This is a genomic window from Cryobacterium sp. TMT1-3 (assembly GCF_004402315.1).
GTDB classification, from domain to species: Bacteria; Actinomycetota; Actinomycetes; order Actinomycetales; family Microbacteriaceae; genus Cryobacterium; species Cryobacterium luteum.
In genome coordinates this window covers 1-17,745 of record NZ_SOFW01000023.1, presented here as the reverse complement: position 1 = coordinate 17,745, position 17,745 = coordinate 1, and the positions used below count along the sequence as shown (strand labels likewise).

14 protein-coding genes and 1 tRNA gene are annotated in these 17,745 nt (G+C 66.0%); 12 read left to right on the top strand and 3 right to left on the bottom strand.

Annotated elements, in window-relative coordinates; all coding sequences use genetic code 11:
- Positions 1 to 47: 47 nt before the first annotated feature.
- Positions 48 to 632 carry an aminoacyl-tRNA hydrolase gene (pth, locus tag E3O25_RS08220; protein ID WP_092111073.1) on the top strand — a complete coding sequence of 195 codons (585 nt, stop codon included), beginning with the start codon at positions 48 to 50 and terminating at the stop codon, positions 630 to 632.
- Between the two features lie 13 nt (positions 633 to 645).
- Positions 646 to 4,278, top strand: a complete 3,633-nt coding sequence (gene mfd, locus E3O25_RS08215) for a transcription-repair coupling factor (RefSeq protein ID WP_092111074.1) — start codon at positions 646 to 648, stop codon at positions 4,276 to 4,278.
- Here mfd and nhaA read toward each other — a convergent pair.
- The gene (nhaA, locus tag E3O25_RS08210) at positions 4,275 to 5,669 is read right to left on the bottom strand and encodes a Na+/H+ antiporter NhaA (RefSeq protein ID WP_092111076.1); all 1,395 of its coding nucleotides are present in this window, start codon (positions 5,667 to 5,669) and stop codon (positions 4,275 to 4,277) included. The two genes, mfd and nhaA, sit on opposite strands and share 4 nt — an antisense overlap.
- Positions 5,670 to 5,823: 154 nt before the next feature.
- Between nhaA and E3O25_RS08205 the strand changes: the two genes are divergently transcribed.
- Positions 5,824 to 6,585: a MazG family protein gene (locus tag E3O25_RS08205; protein WP_092111078.1), complete on the top strand. Its 762-nt coding sequence runs from the start codon at positions 5,824 to 5,826 to the stop codon at positions 6,583 to 6,585.
- Between the two features lie 27 nt (positions 6,586 to 6,612).
- On the opposite strand, the gene E3O25_RS08200 is transcribed toward E3O25_RS08205, so the two are convergent.
- Both E3O25_RS08200 and E3O25_RS08195 read right to left on the bottom strand, forming a co-directional pair.
- Positions 6,613 to 7,752, bottom strand: coding sequence for an ABC transporter permease (locus E3O25_RS08200; protein ID WP_241983868.1), 1,140 nt, complete (start codon positions 7,750 to 7,752; stop codon positions 6,613 to 6,615).
- Positions 7,749 to 8,747: an ABC transporter ATP-binding protein gene (locus E3O25_RS08195; protein ID WP_174721724.1), complete on the bottom strand. Its 999-nt coding sequence runs from the start codon at positions 8,745 to 8,747 to the stop codon at positions 7,749 to 7,751. The genes E3O25_RS08200 and E3O25_RS08195 overlap by 4 nt, the downstream gene beginning before the upstream one ends.
- An 87-nt stretch (positions 8,748 to 8,834) precedes the next feature.
- Here E3O25_RS08195 and hisS point away from each other — a divergent pair, with 87 nt between their 5' ends.
- The 9 genes from hisS to E3O25_RS08150 all read left to right on the top strand — a co-directional run bounded on the left by hisS (position 8,835) and on the right by E3O25_RS08150 (position 16,928).
- Entirely contained in the window at positions 8,835 to 10,103 is a 1,269-nt protein-coding gene (hisS, locus tag E3O25_RS08190) for a histidine--tRNA ligase (protein ID WP_092111080.1), read from the top strand.
- Between the two features lie 125 nt (positions 10,104 to 10,228).
- Positions 10,229 to 11,509 (top strand): phosphopyruvate hydratase, encoded by a 1,281-nt coding sequence (eno, locus tag E3O25_RS08185; RefSeq protein WP_092111082.1) that lies wholly within the window; start codon positions 10,229 to 10,231, stop codon positions 11,507 to 11,509.
- 102 nt (positions 11,510 to 11,611) lie between these two features.
- Positions 11,612 to 12,121: a septum formation initiator family protein gene (locus E3O25_RS08180; protein WP_092111084.1), complete on the top strand. Its 510-nt coding sequence runs from the start codon at positions 11,612 to 11,614 to the stop codon at positions 12,119 to 12,121.
- Entirely contained in the window at positions 12,118 to 12,669 is a 552-nt protein-coding gene (locus E3O25_RS08175) for a DUF501 domain-containing protein (RefSeq protein ID WP_092111086.1), read from the top strand. The genes E3O25_RS08180 and E3O25_RS08175 overlap by 4 nt, the downstream gene beginning before the upstream one ends.
- Positions 12,666 to 13,982 (top strand): S8 family serine peptidase, encoded by a 1,317-nt coding sequence (locus E3O25_RS08170; protein ID WP_241983869.1) that lies wholly within the window; start codon positions 12,666 to 12,668, stop codon positions 13,980 to 13,982. Before E3O25_RS08175 ends, E3O25_RS08170 begins: the two co-directional genes overlap by 4 nt.
- Before the next feature lie 22 nt (positions 13,983 to 14,004).
- Positions 14,005 to 15,516 (top strand): NAD(P)/FAD-dependent oxidoreductase, encoded by a 1,512-nt coding sequence (locus E3O25_RS08165; protein WP_092111090.1) that lies wholly within the window; start codon positions 14,005 to 14,007, stop codon positions 15,514 to 15,516.
- A gap of 74 nt (positions 15,517 to 15,590) precedes the next feature.
- A tRNA-Leu gene (locus E3O25_RS08160) sits at positions 15,591 to 15,667 on the top strand.
- 239 nt (positions 15,668 to 15,906) lie between these two features.
- A complete protein-coding gene (locus tag E3O25_RS08155) occupies positions 15,907 to 16,359 on the top strand; it encodes a hypothetical protein (protein WP_134360906.1) in 453 nt (150 codons plus the stop codon).
- On the top strand, positions 16,356 to 16,928 hold the full coding sequence (locus tag E3O25_RS08150; protein ID WP_241988544.1) for an RNA polymerase sigma factor: 573 nt from the start codon (positions 16,356 to 16,358) through the stop codon (positions 16,926 to 16,928). Before E3O25_RS08155 ends, E3O25_RS08150 begins: the two co-directional genes overlap by 4 nt.
- The last annotated feature ends 817 nt before the right edge of the window (positions 16,929 to 17,745 follow it).

The following is a 17,745-nucleotide window of genomic DNA, read 5'->3' as shown; positions in this document are numbered from 1 at the left end:
TCAACTGGTTCCGTCTGGGCTTTCGCCCGCGTACACGGAGGAATCCCCTGGATACGAACCTGTGGCTCGTAGTCGGGCTCGGCAACCCCGGGCCCGACTACGCCGGCAATCGGCACAACGTGGGACAGATGGTGGCGGCGCAGCTTGCCGACCGTCTCACCTCCAACTTCAAACGTCATAAAACGGCCGCCCTCGTTGCCGAGGGACGCATCGCACCCACTGGGCCCAAACTGGTGGTGGCCAAGCCCACCACGTTCATGAACGTCTCCGGCAGTCCGGTCGCCGCGCTGCTGCGCTTCTACTCGCTGCCCGTCTCCCGGCTCATCGTGGTGCACGATGACCTCGACCTGCCCTTCGACACGCTCAAGATCAAGGTCGGCGGCGGGCACGGCGGCCACAACGGCCTGCGCGACATCATCGCCGCCACCGGAACCAACGAGTTCATCCGCATTCGCATGGGCATCGGACGCCCGCCCGGTCGCCAGAATCCGGCCGATTTCGTGCTGCACGACTTCGCATCGGCCGAGCGTAGCATTCTGCCCAATCTCATAGCGGATGCTGCCGACGCAATCGAACTGATCGCCGCGGACGGCGTCGTGGCCGCGCAGCAGAAGTTCCACTCGCCCTCGTAGGTAGACTCGTTCAGTGATCCTTCAGGGCTTAATCGCAGCGCTCGCGCGCGCCTCCACGTTCGACAATGCCCTCGCCTATGCCAGCCGGGATGCTGATTTCAGTCTGACCGAGGGCCTGCGTGCGCCGCTGCTTGCCGCGCTGCTCAACCTGCGACCGGACGACGCCCAGGCGTTGTTCGTCATCACCGCGACCGGTCGGGAGTCCGAGGCGCTGCGCGACAACCTCGGCTGCTTTGCGACGAGTGCTGAAATCATCGACTTTCCGGCCTGGGAGACCCTGCCGCACGAACGTCTCAGCCCGAGCGCCGAGATCGTCGGCAAACGCCTGCACGCTCTGCGCCGCATGCGCGAGTGGCAGGAGGCCGACCCGGCCACCCGGCATCCGCTCATCGTCGTCGCCTCGGTGCGGGCGGCCCTGCAGCCGGTCGCCGACAACCTCACCGACTACGAACCGATCGACCTCACCGTCGGCGCGCGCGGCCACGACCTCGCCGCGATCGTGCTGCAACTGGTGAACCTGGCCTATGCCCGCGTCGACATGGTCACCCGGCGCGGCGAGTTCGCCGTGCGCGGCGGTATCCTTGACGTGTTTCCGCCGGTGGCTTCTCACCCGTACCGGGTGGAGTTCTTCGGCGACGAAGTTGAGCAGATTCGCCTGTTCAGCGTCGCCGACCAGCGGTCTCTGCCCGAACCGGTCGCCTCCGTCAGCCTGCCACCGAGCAGGGAACTGCTGCTGAGCCCTGCCGTTCGGCAGCGCGCCCGCGAGATGCAGCACGAATTTCCGAGTCTGTCCGGCCTGCTTGCCAAGATCGCCGAGGGTATCCCGGTGGAGGGAATGGAGAGCCTCGCGCCGGCCCTGGTCGACCGGCTCGTACCGGTCACCCACTACCTGCCCGTCACCGCCGCCATCGCCGTGATCTCGCCGGAGCGGGTCGCCAGCCGGGCGATCAGCCTCGCCGAGACCAACCGCGAGTTTCTCGGTGCCGCCTGGAGCGCCGCCACGGCCGGGGCCGACGCGCCCATCGACCTCGAATCCGGTGATTTTCTCACCCTCGGCCGCCTGCGCGACAGCGTCAAGTACTCGGCGCCGGGCGCGCCGGCCTCCGGACACAGCTGGTGGACCCTGAGTACCTTCCAGGCCGCACCGACCGACGCGCCGGTGCTGCCAGAGCACCTCGAGCTGGACGAACTGCTCACCATGCGCATCGAAGCGGATGCCGTCCCCACCTTCGCTGGCAGCGTCGACGGCGCCGTGGGTCACGTCGCCTCCCGGCTGCACGACGGCTGGGTCGTCGGCATCGTCGCCCAGGGCACCGGGCTGGTGGAACGGGCCGCCCAGGTGCTCGCCGAGCGTGAACTGCCGGCGCGGGTGGTCGACGTGTGGCCGCTGGAGCCGGAACCGGGCATCGCGTACCTGCTGAAGGCATCCGTCGATCATGGTTTCGAACTGCCGCAGAGCAAGCTGACCCTCATCAGCGAAAGCGAGTTCTACGGCCGCACGGTCGGTTATGACGCGCGACAGATCAAGAAGCTCGCCAGCCGTCGCAAGAACGTCGTCGATCCCTTGCAGCTCGTGGCCGGCGACCACGTCGTGCATCAGACGCACGGCATCGGTCGTTTTCTCGAACTCACCCAGCGGGAGGTGTCGAGCGGTGGCCGCAACCCGGTGAAGACCACCCGCGAATACCTTGTGCTGGAGTACGCGCCGTCGAAGCGCGGGCACGCCGGCGACCGGCTTTATGTGCCGACCGACCAGCTCGACCTGGTCACCCGCTATGTCGGCGGTGAGGCCCCGACCCTGAGCAAGATGGGCGGCAGCGACTGGTCGAGTGCCAAGACCAAGGCACGCAAGGCGGTGCGGGACATCGCCGTGGAACTGGTCAAATTGTATTCGGCACGCATGGCCAGCAAGGGGCACGCGTTCGGGCCGGACACGCCCTGGCAGCGCGAGCTCGAAGAGGCCTTTCCGTTCGTGGAGACGCCCGACCAGCTCACCACCATCGACGAGGTCAAGGCCGATATGGAACGGCCCATTCCGATGGACCGGCTGCTCAGCGGCGACGTCGGGTTCGGCAAGACCGAGGTTGCCATTCGTGCCGCGTTCAAGGCGGTGCAGGACGGCAAACAGGTGGCCATGCTCGTACCGACCACCCTGCTGGTCAGCCAGCATATGGAAACGTTCAAGGAACGCTTCGCCGGTTTCCCGATCCACCTGCGCGCCCTGTCCCGGTTTCAGACCGACAAGGAGTCGCGGGAGACCATCGCCGGCATGCTCGACGGAACCGTCGACGTCGTCATCGGCACGCACCGCCTGCTGTCACCGTCGATTATCTTCAAAGATCTGGGTCTGGTCATCATCGACGAGGAGCAGCGGTTCGGCGTCGAACACAAAGACGCTCTGAAGAAGCTCAAAACCAACGTCGACATTCTCGCGATGAGCGCGACGCCCATCCCGCGGTCGCTCGAGATGGCGGTCACCGGTATCCGTGAGATGTCGACCCTGGCCACCCCGCCGGAGGACCGACACCCCATCCTGACCTTCGTCGGGCCGTATTCGCAGCGGCAGGTGGCCGCGGCCATCCGTCGCGAGCTGCTGCGTGAGGGCCAGATCTTCTTTGTACACAACCGGGTCACGAGCATCAACCGCATCGCCACTCAGCTCGCCGAACTCGTACCGGAAGCGCGCATCGCCATCGCACACGGGCAGCTGCCGGAGGCCCAGCTGGAACAGGTGGTCGGTGATTTCTGGGAGCGCAAGTTCGACATTCTGGTCTGCACCACGATCATCGAGACCGGCCTCGACATCAACAACGCCAACACCATCATCATCGACCGCGCCGACAAATTCGGCCTGAGCCAGCTGCACCAGCTGCGCGGCCGGGTCGGGCGCGGGCGCGAACGCGCCTACGCCTACTTTCTCTACGATGAGAATAAGCCGCTGTCGGAAACCGCACACGACCGCCTCGCCACCATCGCCGCGAACAACGAGCTCGGCGCCGGCATGCAGGTCGCTCTCAAAGACCTCGAGATTCGCGGGGCCGGTAACCTGCTCGGCGGGGAGCAGGCCGGCCACATCGCCGGCGTCGGGTTCGACCTCTACCTGCGCATGATCGGGGAGGCCGTGTCGACGTTCCGCGGCGATGTGGCCGAGGGGCAGACCGAGCTGCGGCTGGAGCTGCCGGTCGACGCGCACATTCCGCACGACTTCGTCGACAGTGAACGGTTGCGGCTCGAGGCGTACCAGAAGCTCTCCAGCGCCAGCTCGCCCACGGCCACCGACGATCAGATCGACCTGGTACTCGACGAACTCACCGACCGGTACGGCGAACCGCCCGTGCCGGTGCAGAACCTGGTGGCCGTGTCGCGACTGCGCTGGCAGGCCCAGCAGGCGAACCTCAGCGAAGTCGTCGCCATGGGGTCGAACCTGAGGGTCGCGCCGGCCGATCTGGCGGACTCGATTCAGGTGCGCCTGCAGCGGATGTATCCCGGCTCGCGGTATGTGTCGGCGACCGGTGCGCTCAGCGTGCCAATGCCGCGGCCGAACGGTGAACCGCTGGGTGACGACGCCCTGATCGAGTGGACCAAAACGTTGCTCGCCGCGATCTTTCCGCCGCCCGTGCCGAGCGCGCTCCCGGCCGGCAGCTAGCTTTTCGAGGCCTGATCCGGCTGGTAGACATCCGGGATGCCGTCCTTGTCGCTGTCGATCGCTTCCTTCTCGGCGATGCGGCCGTAGTGCCGGTTGCGCGAGCGCAGGACTGCCGTGGCCAGAAGGGCGGCCAGGAGCGAGCCGACCAGGATGGCGACCTTGGCATGGTCGTCGTGCGGGCTGCCCTGGCCGAAGGCGAGTTCGCTGATCAGCAGCGACACGGTGAAACCGACGCCGGCCAGCAGGGAGACGCCGATCACGTCGATCCACGCGAGGTCGGGGTCGAGGGTGGCTTTGGTGGTCTTCGTCACGATGAAGGTCGCCAGCAGCACGCCGATCGGCTTGCCCACGACGAGGGCGACGACGATGCCGATGGCGACCGGGTCGGTGAGCGCCTGGTACAGGCCGTCAACCCCGCCAAGGGTGACGCCGGCGGAGAAGAACGCGAACACCGGAATGGCGAACCCGCTCGATAGGGGGCGAATGCGGTGCTCCAGCACCTCGGCCAAGCCCGGACCGGCGTCGGGGCCGCCGCTGCGCTTGCTGCGCAGCACCGGCACCGCGAAGCCGAGCAGCACCCCAGCGACGGTGGCATGCACGCCGGAGCCGTGCACGAGTGCCCAGACAATGAAACCAAGCGGAAGCAGCAGCACCCAGGCCGTCCAGGCCTGGCTCTTGAAGATGTGCGAGAACCGGTGGGTGACCATCCAGAACAACGCCAGCGGCACGATCGCGAGCAGCAGCAGCGGCACGTTCATGTCGGTGGTGTAGAAGAAGGCGATGATCGCGATGGCGAGCAGGTCGTCGACCACGGCGAGGGTCAGCAGAAAGATGCGCAGCGCTGGCGGCAGCTTCGAGCCGATCACGGCGAGCACGGCGAGGGCGAAGGCGATGTCGGTCGCGGTCGGGATCGCCCAGCCGCGCAGCGTTTCAGCCCCGGTTTCGGTGTTGGTGAATACAGTGTTGATCAGCGTGTAGATGACCGCAGGAATGATCACGCCACCGACGGCGGCGGCCACCGGAACGATGGCCCGGCTGACGCTGCGCAGGTCGCCGGCGACGAATTCGCGTTTGAGTTCGAGTCCGGCGAGGAAGAAGAAGATCGCAAGAAAACCGTCGGCCGCCCAGGCGCCGAGGCTCAGCTCGAGGTGCCAGGGTGCGTAACCGATCTTGTAGTCGCGAAAGGCGTAGTAGGCGTCGGAGAATCCGGAGTTTGCCATGATGAGCGCGGCCACGGTCGCGGCGAGCAGAATGGCACCGCCGACAGTTTCCTTGCGCAGAATGCCGGAGATGCGCACAAACTCGTTGTGGCTCCCGCGGCGCAGGATGGTCGCGGTCGAGGGTGCGGGGGAAACAGCACGAATGGTGGGTGGGTTGGATGGTTCGGTCATCAGTATCCTCTGGTCTTTCGGGCGCGCACATCCATGTGCCGACCAGACTTCCCGGCTCACCGTTGATCAGATTACACGACCTACCTGAGCGACCCTCGAACGATCGGCCAGCCTACGATTGGTACGTGATGCCACCGATCGAGGAGTGCCGACCATGACCAATCCGCTGTTTTCCTCCGCCTCCGTCCCCGCGCCGGAGGCCGACCTGGGCCCGACAGCAGCACCGCAAAGCTCGCTCGAGACCCTCATCAGTACGGTGGCACGGCTGCGCGCGCCCGGCGGTTGCCCGTGGGACGCCGACCAGACCCACGCCTCGCTGGTGCGGCACCTGGTTGAGGAGACGCACGAACTGATCGAGGCGATCGAAGAGGGCAGCCGCGACGACCTGCTCGAAGAACTCGGCGATGTGCTCTACCAGGTGTTGTTCCATGCGGATCTGGCCGCGCACACGCCCGGGGAGGACTTCGACATTCAGGATGTCGCCGCTCGCCTCACCGAGAAGATGGTCGGCCGGCACCCGCACGTGTTCGGCGATGTCACCCTCGACACCGCGGACGAGGTCTCGGCCGCCTGGGACGGGTTCAAAGCCCAAGAGAAGCCGGGCCGCACGAGTGTGCTCGACGGCATTCCGGCGGGCATGCCGGCGCTCGCCCTCGCCGACAAGGTGCTCGGCCGAGCCGAGAAGCTCGGCCTGATCGAAGCGGATGCCGGTTTCCCGCTGCCGATCGAGTCCGAGGCCGACCTCGGGCCGCTTTTACTGGCCATCGTGGCGTCGGCCCGGGCGCAGGGCCTCGACGCGGAGCGGGCGCTGCGCGCGGCCGTGCGTGACCTGCAGGCTGAGATTCGCGCAGCCGAAGCTCCCGCCGCCCCCGATGACGACGTCTTCGACGCCGGAATCATCGCGCTTCCCTCCTAACCCCACCGGCCGGGGCGGGATGGCGGGCTAAGCTATGCGGCTTCCGGCGGAGAGGTGCAGCGCGGGGGTTCGGGTGCGACGCCAGGCCCAGGTCAGGGCGCCGGCACCGAGCAGCAAGTGCATGGTGAGGCCGATGAACCAGCTCGGCACCGCGCCGTCGTAGATCTCCTGTGAGGTTGGCCCTGTGCCGTAAGTCTGACCGGAGTACATACCGCCGTCGCTGAAGCTGCCGTCGGTGTATCGGCCGTCGTTGAAGCTGCTCTGAGCGGCCTCCTCGCAGCCGTTGGATTCGGTGAACAGCTCCGGCGGTGCCTGCGCGCTGCGCACACCGACGGCGATCTGTCCGAAGAGGTCGGTCGGGTATCCGTCGTCATTGAAGGTGCCCGGGGCGGCGTCCGCGACCACCACGTACGGGTTCGCGGCGAGGATCCACCAGTAGTAGTCGAACCGCGCCACGTCGAAGGTGGTGGTTTCCGCCGTCGAACACACGATGTCCGACTGCCGACCGGTCGCCTCGTCGAAGGTCGATGACACCACGTAGTAGTTCACGCTCGTCGCCTGCTGCTGGGTTGCCGTGCCGAGCAGGGCGAATGCGATGAGCGTGCCGAGGCTGAGTGCCGCGACTACGAGATAGGTCAGTACGATCGAGAACAGCGGCCGGGTCAGGATGCCCGACAGGCCCACTCCGACCGCCGCGATGACGCCGAGCTCCGCGGCGAGCACGAGCACCGAGACCGCGATCGTGGCGAGTGAGACCTCGCCGAGCACCACGGCGAAAATCAGGAACGGCAGGGCCGCCGCGAGGAAGGCCAGCGCGGTGATCCACGCGGCCAGGAATTTGCCGAGTACGAGCTGGCCGGTGCTGATCAGCGTCACTTGCGTGGTGGCGAGGGTGCCGGCCTCCCGGTCACCGTTGACGGCATTGCCCGACAGAGCCGGCGAAACCAGGGTGCCGAGCAGCAGCACGAAGAAGATGATCGTCGAGAACACGCCGCCGCCGCCCGACAGCCAGGCCGAGGTGGCCAGCCAAAGCAGAAACGTGACGATACCCACGAGCAGCATGAAGACGCCGAGCAGCACATACCAGGAGACGCCGCGCACTCGCTGGCGCAGTTCGAGGGTGACGATGAGCCAGAGTCCGGTGAGGAACACGCGTGAATCGGTCACTTCGTGGCCTCCCGATTGGGTTCGGTCGACCGGGTGAGATCGAGAAAAGTGTGTTCGAGGTTGCCGACGGCCGGGCCGAAGTCGCAGACCGGCACCCCGCTCAGCACGAGATTGTGCAGCAGAGCGGCGGCGGAGGCCTCGTTCTCGACCTGCACGAGGGTGCCGAGCTGGTCCACACCGAGAACCTGCACGAGGGGGCCGACCACGCCGGGTGCTGCCAGCGCACGTTCGAGCGCAGCCTCGTCCAGAGAGCGGATGCGCCACGCTCGGGCGCTCGCGCCCGCCGCGGCCACCTGCTCCGGGCTTGCTGTGCGGCCGTCGGCTAGGTACACAGCGGCATCCGCCATCTCGTCGAGCTCGGCGAGCACGTGGCTGGACACCAGGATGGAAGTTCCGTCGCCGGCCAGGCGACGCAGCAGCTGGCGCAGCGAGGCGCGGGAAGCGGGATCGAGGCCGGAGGCCGGTTCATCAAGGAGCAGCACGCCGGGGGAGTGCACGAGGGCACGCGCCAGACTCAGTCGTTGTTTCTGGCCGCGCGACAGCACTCGTGCGGGCCGGTCGGCGAAGTCGCCGAGGTCGGTCAGCGCGATCAGCTCGTCGGCGCGCAGAGCGGCCTGCTCGCGGGTCATGCGGTACAGGCGCCCGGTGGTCTGCAGGGCAGCGCGGGCACTCAGGCTCGGCCAGGAGCCGAGGGTGTCGGGCATCCAACCCATCAGGGCGCGAACCCGTTCCGGTTCGGTGACCGGGTCGTGACCGTTGATGCGGATGGTGCCCGTGTCGGGGGTGAGCAGCGTGGCAAGCATGAGCAGCAGGGTGGTCTTGCCGGAGCCGTTGGGTCCGATCAGGGCCGTGACCGATCCGGCCGGAACGGTCAACGTGGCATCGCGCAGCACCGAGACAGCGCCGAATGACCGGCTGACCCCGCTCACCGCGACGCCGCTCGGCCCGATCCCCTGCCCCGCGGCCGCTGCGCCGAAAACTGTCGTCACCGACATAGAAACACCCCCACTTGTTTCCCCCGAGTCTAGGGTGCGCTCCCACTCCCGCAACGGAGAGCCCACCGCACCTGCGAGACTGGCCCCATGGCTATTGCAGTGACCCCGCCGCGCGGCATGCGCGATTTTCTCCCCGCCGACAAGGCCGTGCGCGAACGTTCCCTCGGCATCATCCGCGAGAGTTTTCGGGCGCACGGCTTTGACGAGATCGAAACGCCGGTCATGGAAGATTCCATTCGCCTGCACTCCGGCCTCGGCGGCGACAACGAGAAGCTCGCTTTCGCGGTGCTCAAACGCGGCCTCAGCGCAGCGGATGTCGCGGCGGCGGCCGCGCAGGATGACCTGCTGTCCCTGGCCGACCTCGGCCTGCGCTTCGACCTGACGGTTCCGCTGGCCCGGTTCTACGCCACCCACCGCGCCGCGCTGCCGACCGTGTTCCGGTCGATTCAGATCGCACCGGTCTGGCGAGCCGAACGTCCCCAGAAGGGGCGCTACCGCCAGTTCATGCAGTGCGACATCGACATCATCGGCGAAGCCGGCTCGCTCGCCGAGATCGAACTGATCACCGCCACGGCCGCGACGCTCGACCAGCTCGGCCTCACGGGCTGCTCCATTCGCATCAACGACCGCCGCATTCTGACCACCCTGCTCGCCCACTGGGGGGTCGCCGCCGCGCTGACCGAGCGGGCGCTCATCGTGATCGACAAGCTCGACAAGATCGGGGTCAACGGCGTCGCGACTGAACTCGGCACCCTCGGCATCGACGCCCCCGACCTGGCCACGCTGCTGACCGAGCTCGGTTCCGGAGGCTGGAGCCTCGGAAGCGACGCTCCCGACGGCAGCGCACCCAGCTGGCTCGACCCGGCGGCGTTCGCTGACCTCGAAGCCCTGCGCGCCGCCCTGCCCGGCGTCGACCTCAGGTTCGACCCCACTCTGGTGCGCGGCATGGGCTACTACACCGGCACCATCTTCGAGATCGCCCACCCCGATCTGTCCTATTCCCTCGGCGGCGGCGGCCGGTACGACGGCATGATCGGCCGGTTCCTCGGCACCGACGTACCCGCCTGCGGATTCTCGATCGGTTTTGAACGCATCGTCGACCTGCTCGAAGCGGATGCCGCATCCGCTCTGAACGCGGTCGTGCTGGTGCACGAGAAGGATGCCGATCCGGCTCGCCTGGTGGCCCTCAAGCGCGACCTCGTGGCGGGAGGCCTGCGCGTGCGCCTGGAACGCCGCACCAAGAACCTTAAGGCGCTGCTCGACCGGGCCGGCGAGGCCGGCTACGGCCGTTTCGCGTTCGTGACGCCCGACACGAACGCGGCCGCCGATCTCGACTTCAAACCGCTCGGCGTCTAATGCAGCCCCGCCGACGGGTTTAGTTAGACTGAATCCGTGCGGACCACCGGGCACACCCACTTTTATCCCGACCCAAACCCCGGCGTCCGCAGAGACGTTCACCCCGACAAAATCAGGAGACAGTTGTGGCCCTAATTGAGGCAGTAGACGCACGCGAAATTCTCGACTCCCGCGGCAACCCCACCATCGAGGTCGAGGTATTGCTCGGCGACGGAACCGTCAGCCGTGCCGCAGTGCCGTCCGGCGCGTCCACCGGTGTGTTTGAAGCCTACGAGCTGCGCGACGGTGACAAGGCCCGCTACCAGGGCAAGGGTGTGCTCAAAGCCGTCGAAGCGGTCATCGACGATCTCGGCCCAGCGGTCGAAGACATCGACGCGACCGACCAGCGCATCGTCGACCTTGTCCTCATCGAATCCGACGGCACCGATAACAAAGAGCGCCTGGGCGCCAACGCCATCCTCGGCGTGAGCCTGGCCGTGGCGAAGGCCGCAGCAAGCTCGGCCGGTCTGCCGCTGTTCCGCTACCTCGGCGGCCCGAACGCGCACACCCTGCCGGTGCCGCTGATGAACATCATCAACGGTGGTTCGCACGCCGACAACGATGTCGACATTCAGGAATTCATGATTGTTCCGCTCGGTGCCGAGTCGTTCAGCGAGGCCCTGCGTTGGGGCGTCGAAACCTACCACTCGCTCAAGGCGCTGCTGCAGTCCAAGGGTCTGTCTACCGGCCTCGGTGATGAAGGCGGCTTCGCCCCCAACCTGCCGAGCAATCGCGCCGCGCTCGACCTCATCGTCGAAGCTATCGAAAACGCTGGCTACGTTCCCGGCAAGGACATCGCCCTCGCCCTCGACGTCGCCGCGAGCGAATTTTTCAAGGATGGCAGCTACAACTTCGAGGGCAAGAAGCTCTCGGCCGCAGAGATGAGCGCCTATTACGCCGAACTCGTCACCGACTACCCGCTCGTCTCTCTCGAAGACCCGCTCGAAGAAGACGACTGGGACGGCTATGTGCACCTCACCGCCGAGCTCGGCGACAAGGTGCAGATTGTCGGAGACGACCTGTTCGTGACCAACCCGGTGCGCCTGGCCAAGGGCCTTGCGCTCAAGGCGGCGAACTCGATTCTGGTCAAGGTCAATCAGATCGGCACCCTGACCGAGACAATGGATGCCGTTGCCCTCGCCCAGCGCGCTGGCTACACGGCCATCATCTCGCACCGCTCCGGCGAAACCGAAGACACCTTCATCGCCGACCTAGCCGTCGCGACCGATGCCGGCCAGATCAAAACCGGTGCCCCGGCCCGCAGCGAGCGCGTCGCCAAGTACAACCAGCTGTTGCGCATCGAAGAAGAACTCGGTGAGGGCGCGGTCTACGCCGGCCGCGCCGCGTTCCCCCGCTTCACGGCCTAACCGAGCAACACCAGAACGAGGGCTCCCGACCACCGAACTCTTCGGCTGGTCGGGGCCCCCGCTACACCGGATAGCATTTTTCGAACTGTGAAAGGAGTTGCCATGGACCACAACCGACCTCAGTCGGCCCAGCGGCAACCCGCCGTCTCACCCGCCGAGACGCCCGCCGGGGGCTGGCTGCGCAGCATCCGCTTCTCGGGATTTTCACTCGTGATGATGGTGGTGCTGGTACTCGCGGTCGTGGTGCTGGCGCCGAGCCTGCGCACCTACGCCGAGCAGCGGCAGCAGATCAGCCAGCTCAGCGCCACCGTCGCCGACCAGAAGGCGGAGGTCGATCAGCTCACCAGCCAGCGCGAACGCTGGAATGACCGCACCTACGTCACGACGCAGGCCCGCGAACGACTTTCCTACGTGCTGCCGGGCGACATCAGCTTTTTGGTCATCAACGACCTGCCGGTCGTCGCCCCGCTCGAAGCGGACGCGAGCCCGGTCAGCACCAATATTCAAAGCACGACAATTGATTGGCTGGGTTCCTTGTTCGCCTCCACCATGACCGCCGGCCTGGCTCCGCAGGCCGCTGCGCCCGCCACCCCGCAAACCGTGGCTCCGTGACCCGTCCGCCGTTCGACCCGTTCACTCCGGCCGATATCGACCTCGTCTCGTCTCAGCTCGGGCGCCCGGCTCGCAACGTCGTCGGCATCGCCGCGCGCTGCGTTTGCGGTGCACCGACCGTGGTCGCGACCGCGCCGCGGCTGGCCGACGGCACCCCGTTTCCCACCCTGTACTACCTCTGCCACCCGGCCGCGACCGCAGCGATCTCCTCACTCGAGGCCACCCAGGTGATGAACGAGTACAACGACCTGCTCGCCGTCGATGACGACGTGCGCGCCGCCTACGAACGCGCGCACGAGAGTTTTCTGTTCGATCGTGACCAGCTCGGCAGCGTGCCCGAAATCGCCGGCATCTCCTCCGGAGGCATGCCCACCCGGGTCAAGTGTTTGCACGCTCTCGCCGCCCACTCGCTCGCTGCCGGACCCGGTGTGAACCCGATCGGCGACCTCGCGCTCGAGCGCGCTACCTGGTCACCCACGGTCTGTGTCTGCCTGGACTACTCTGCCGAGCCCTTCGCCGGCGCAACACCCGGGTCGGCTCCGGCGTGACTGTGACCGCCCGTCGGCTCGGTGCGAGTGTCGGCCTGGTGCTCGCCACCGCCCTGCTCGGCGGCACCGTCGCCGGTTCCGTCGTGCTTGACGCACCGGCTGCCCACGCCGACCAGATTCGCGACCTGCAGTACTGGCTCACCGACTATGGGTTCACCGAAGCCTGGAATACCACCAGGGGTGCCGGCGTCACCGTCGCCGTGATCGATTCGGGAGTTGACGGCAGCATCGCCGAGCTCAAAGGGGCGGTGATCGGGGGAACGGATGTGTCCGGGCTCGGCTCTGCAAACGGCCAGACTCCGGTCGCCGGTGACGACGATGACGGCGAACACGGCACCCTCGTGGCCTCACTGCTCGCGGGTCGTGGCACGGGCGACGGCACCGGACTCATCGGCGTGGCCCCTGAGGCATCCATCCTCGCCGTTTCGGTCGGGTTCGGCAGCACCCGATCCACCGTGAGCAACGATGACCAGATCGCGCAGGGCATCCGCTGGGCGGTGGACAACGGGGCTGACGTCATCAACATGTCGCTGACCCGCAACACGTTGTACTGGCCGGAGAGCTGGGACGATGCCTTTCTCTACGCCTTCGAAAACGATGTCGTCGTTGTGGCTGCGGCCGGCAACCGGGGGAGCGGCACCACCGAGGTCGGCGCTCCCGCGACGATCCCCGGGGTACTGGCGGTCGGCGGGGTGGATCGCAATAAGACGGCGAGCTTTGATGCCTCATCGCAGGGCATCACGATTGCCGTTTCGGCGCCGAGCGAGAAACTGGTCGGTGTCATGCCCGATTCGACCTACGTGCAGTGGGACGGCACCAGTGCGGCTGCGCCGATCGTGTCGGGTCTGGTGGCTCTGGTGCGGGCCGCGTACCCCGACCTGGATGCGGCGGGCGTCATGAACCGGGTCATCGCCACCGCGAACGCAAACGGGCAATCGGTGCCCAGCCCCATCTACGGCAACGGCCTGATCGATGCTGCTGCTGCGGTGACCCGGTCTGTTGCTCCGGCCACAGGCGCCACCCCCACCGAGCTGCTGACGGAGTGGATCACGCTGCATCGCCGGGCCGAGATCGAGGTCGTGCCCACCGAGGTGCCCGCAGAGCAGGCGCCGGTGGTCGCCACTGAAGACCCGGCGCTGCCGGCCCAGAACGCGCTCACCGCATGGCTACCCAACCAACTGACTTTGACCTATATCAGCCTTCCGCTCGCTGTGCTCGTGGGGTTTGGTATCCTAGTAACGCTGTTCGGCATTGGGGCCACTCGGCATATCAAGCGAATTCGGCGCAACCCCAAAGATTTCGCACAATCATAATCATGTAGGAGGCCTTCTCATCGTGCCCAAAATTCTCATTGTCGGTGGCGGTTACGCCGGTTTTTACACGGCGTGGAAGCTCGAGAAATGGCTGCGATCCGGCGAAGCCGAGGTCACCATTGTTGACCCACTGCCGTACATGACGTACCAGCCCTTCCTGCCGGAGGTCGCGGCCGGGTCCATCGAACCGCGTCACGCGGTCGTGTCGCACCGTCGTCACCTGAAGAAGACCAATGTCGTCTCGGCCAAGGTCACGCACGTGAACCACGCTGAGAAGACCGCGACGATCACACCGCCGATCGGTGAGCCGTACGAGTTCACGTACGACATCGTCGTGGTCACTGCCGGCGCAGTGTCGCGCACCTTCCCCATCCCGGGCGTCGCCGACCAGGCCATCGGCCTCAAGACCATCGAAGAGGCCGTCGCCATTCGCGATCGCGTGCTCACCAACTTCGACCAGGCCGCAGCGCTTCCGGCTGGACCTGAGCGCGAGCGCCTGCTCACCTTCGTCGTGGTCGGTGGCGGGTTCGCCGGTATCGAGGTCTTCGCCGAGCTGCGTTCCTTCGCGACGTCGCTGCTCACCCTCTACCCGGAGATCAGCTTCGAAGAGACCAATTTTCACCTCATCGAAGCCATGGGTCGCATCATGCCCGAGGTTTCCCTCAAGACGAGCCTGTGGGTCATCGACAATCTGGCCGGCCGCGGTGCCCAGATTCACCTCGACACCCAGCTGACCAGCGCCGTCGACGGCAAGATCGAACTCTCCACCGGCGAGACCTTCGAGACCGACCTCATCGTCTGGACCGCCGGCGTCATGGCCAACCCGACGATCGTGCGCCACACCGACCTTCCCATTGAAGAGCGCGGTCGCCTGCAGGTTCGGGCAGACCTGCGCGTCGGAACCGAAGATGACATCATCACCGATGCCTGGGGCGCCGGTGACGTCAGCTGCGTCCCCGACCTGAGCGGCGGCGGCGTCGGCGGCAACTGCGTACCCAACGCCCAGCACGCCGTGCGTCAGGGCAAACTGCTCGCCAAGAACCTCGTCGCCGTGCTGCGCGGCGAAGAGCCCGTGCAGTACCTGCACAAGAACTTGGGCGCTGTCGCCGGCCTTGGCATTGGAGTCGGCGTGTTCCAGAGCGGCAACCTGGCTATCAAGGGCATGCCGGCCTGGTTCGCCCACCGCGGATACCACGGTCTCGCCATGCCGAGCTGGGAGCGCAAGCTGCGCGTGGTCTGGGGCTGGGTCAACAACGTGTTCCTCGGCCGCGATGTGGTCTCGCTGAGCGCCACCGAGAACCCGCGCGCCGTGTTCGAAGAGTTCGCGTCGCGTCCGAAACCGCCGGCACCAGCCGCCGCGCCCGTAGCACCCGCAGCCAAGGCGCCGACCGCCCCGCGCGCGCCCCGTGCGCCGCGCAAGCCCACGGTCAAGGCCGCCGCAGCGGATGCCGCTGCTGGCACCACCAAGGCTCCCACCACAGCCAACGCACCGGTTGCAGAGAAGGCGTCCGCCGAGGCATCCGCTTCGAAGTAGGTTCACTGCAAAGTGCTGCCGGGCGATTTCATTGCCCGGCAGCACTTACGCTGTAACTGCCCGTCTTCGGGCACGCCCCCATAGCCCAATTGGCAGAGGCAGACGACTTAAAATCGTCACAGTCTGGGTTCAAGTCCCAGTGGGGGCACCACGAATACTTCTCCGCTGATCTGGGCTTTAACTCGTACCAACGTATGGGAATGGATCCGTTGTGTGGGCGACCCGCCTGGCGATCGGCAAGCTGCCGCCGAGCCTGCTTCGGCAGACCGCCCGGCACAATGTAGCGACGGTGTCGGCCCGGTACCCGGCGCAGGGCTGCACCTGGCGGCGGGATCGCCAACCGGCGGGACGCCGTGAGCAGCCCTAACAGCGCTCATCACGTTCTCATTGGTGGGTGGCGCCGCTGCCGCAACGGCCGCGACAATTCAACTGTGGTCGCCCTGGGCAGAATCCCCGGACGCCATCGCCACCTACACGTTGCCGAGCGGAGCGGAGTGTGAACTCCGGCTCGGCAACGTTAACGGAAGCGATCCTGAAGCAGTCCGTGCAGTCCGGGACCTTTACCGGGCCGCGAGCATTGATGCCCTTCTCACCCAAGAAACGATCGATGAAACCATCGCTCAACTCCGGACTGAAGAATCCACCTGGATGAACGACGATGGGTCCACGGAGGCCGCAGGGTACGGAACCGTCCACTACAGCGCCGACTCCGAGTACGATTCCGCCGTCAATCGCATCTTGACCAACACACTTAGCAGCGAGCTCGCCCGGCAAGGCATTGATGGATCCGAGTCCAATCTCCGCTACGACGGGGAGGGCAACTGCCCCGGTGCAGACTGGTGATTCGGAACCCAACGGATTCGGCCCTCCGCCTCACTGATGTTCTGTCTCTCAACACCCCCGATCTACTGCGATACCTAGAACGTCGGCTCAACCGCGACGATGCCGCCGATGCCCTTGCAGATCTGATGACCATCGGGTGGCGGCGAGCAAATGCGTTGCCGACAGGTCCGGAACAAGCGAGAATGTGGCTCTTCGGGATCGCCCGCCACGTCGTTGCTAACGCCGCGCGTACAGAACGGCGACAGTCGAATCTTGCCGAACGACTTCGCGAAACTCTCCGAACCACGCCCGCAGAGGTCCGGTCTATCGATGAAGACGCCGAGGTCCGAGATGCCATAGCCCGTCTCGCACCCGACCAGGCTGAGCTCGTTCGGCTTATCCACTGGGAGGGGTTTTCCATCGCCGAAGCCGGCAAGATCTTGGGCATCAGCGCCTCCACAGCTCGAACGCGATATCAACGCGCGCGAGCAGACCTCAAAGCCGCGCTCTCGCTCCACGGTGACGCGCAAATATATGCTCGCGATAATCCGCGCGCAATCGTTGCGGCGGCACAATCGGAGCAACGATGATCAACTCAACCGTTACACAGATCGACCCAGCAGCCATCTCGCTACCCCCAACGCACTCGGTTGACATCACAGATTTCATCCCCACGCCCTCGTTGGGGACGAGGGAAGCCACACCCTCGTAGCTCCAGCTTTGTGTCGAAACCCACATATCTCAAAACCTTTGGGGTGGATGACGGCCAGAGCCGCGAATTCTTGTCCCGTGAGACGCAGGCCGGATGTTCCTGCGGGCGAAGTACACGCGACAAGTTTGCTCAGACGGGTGGCGAACCAAGTTTCCGCGGGCCCGTTCCCGCAGGAGGTCCGGCTAACGGGCCACTCGATCTGACTCAGCACACGTGCGGAGCCGCTGCAACTGGGGTACGTTGCGACGCATAAGAGCGAAGATTGTAGGCCGCCTACTTGCGCTGCTCGGAATCGGCGTTCTAAGGCCGAGAAGGAGTCGTTGACCTGTTGCGCCTCCGCTGTTCAGAAGGGCATGTCTCGCAATGAAACGAATAACTCCATATCCGGAATGGGTGCTGTGGTCCTTGCTCATTCTCGGCGTCCTGTACTTCATGTACAGCCTCATATTCGTCGCAGATCCAATGTCGAAGGTCGTATTCTGCGTGATCGCTGTCATAGCCGTTGCCGTGTGTTGGGCTGATCTGCGGCGTGCTGCCAGGATCAAGCATCACGAGAAGCGACCGACTTGATAAGGTGCACTCGAGCCGTTCCGCAAGACGTTCCCGATTCGGGACATACCTCCGGAACAGGCAGCGTCTGTCACCCAGCATGCCAATCGTTGGGGTCGTGACATTTTACGCGTGAAACCGGCCCG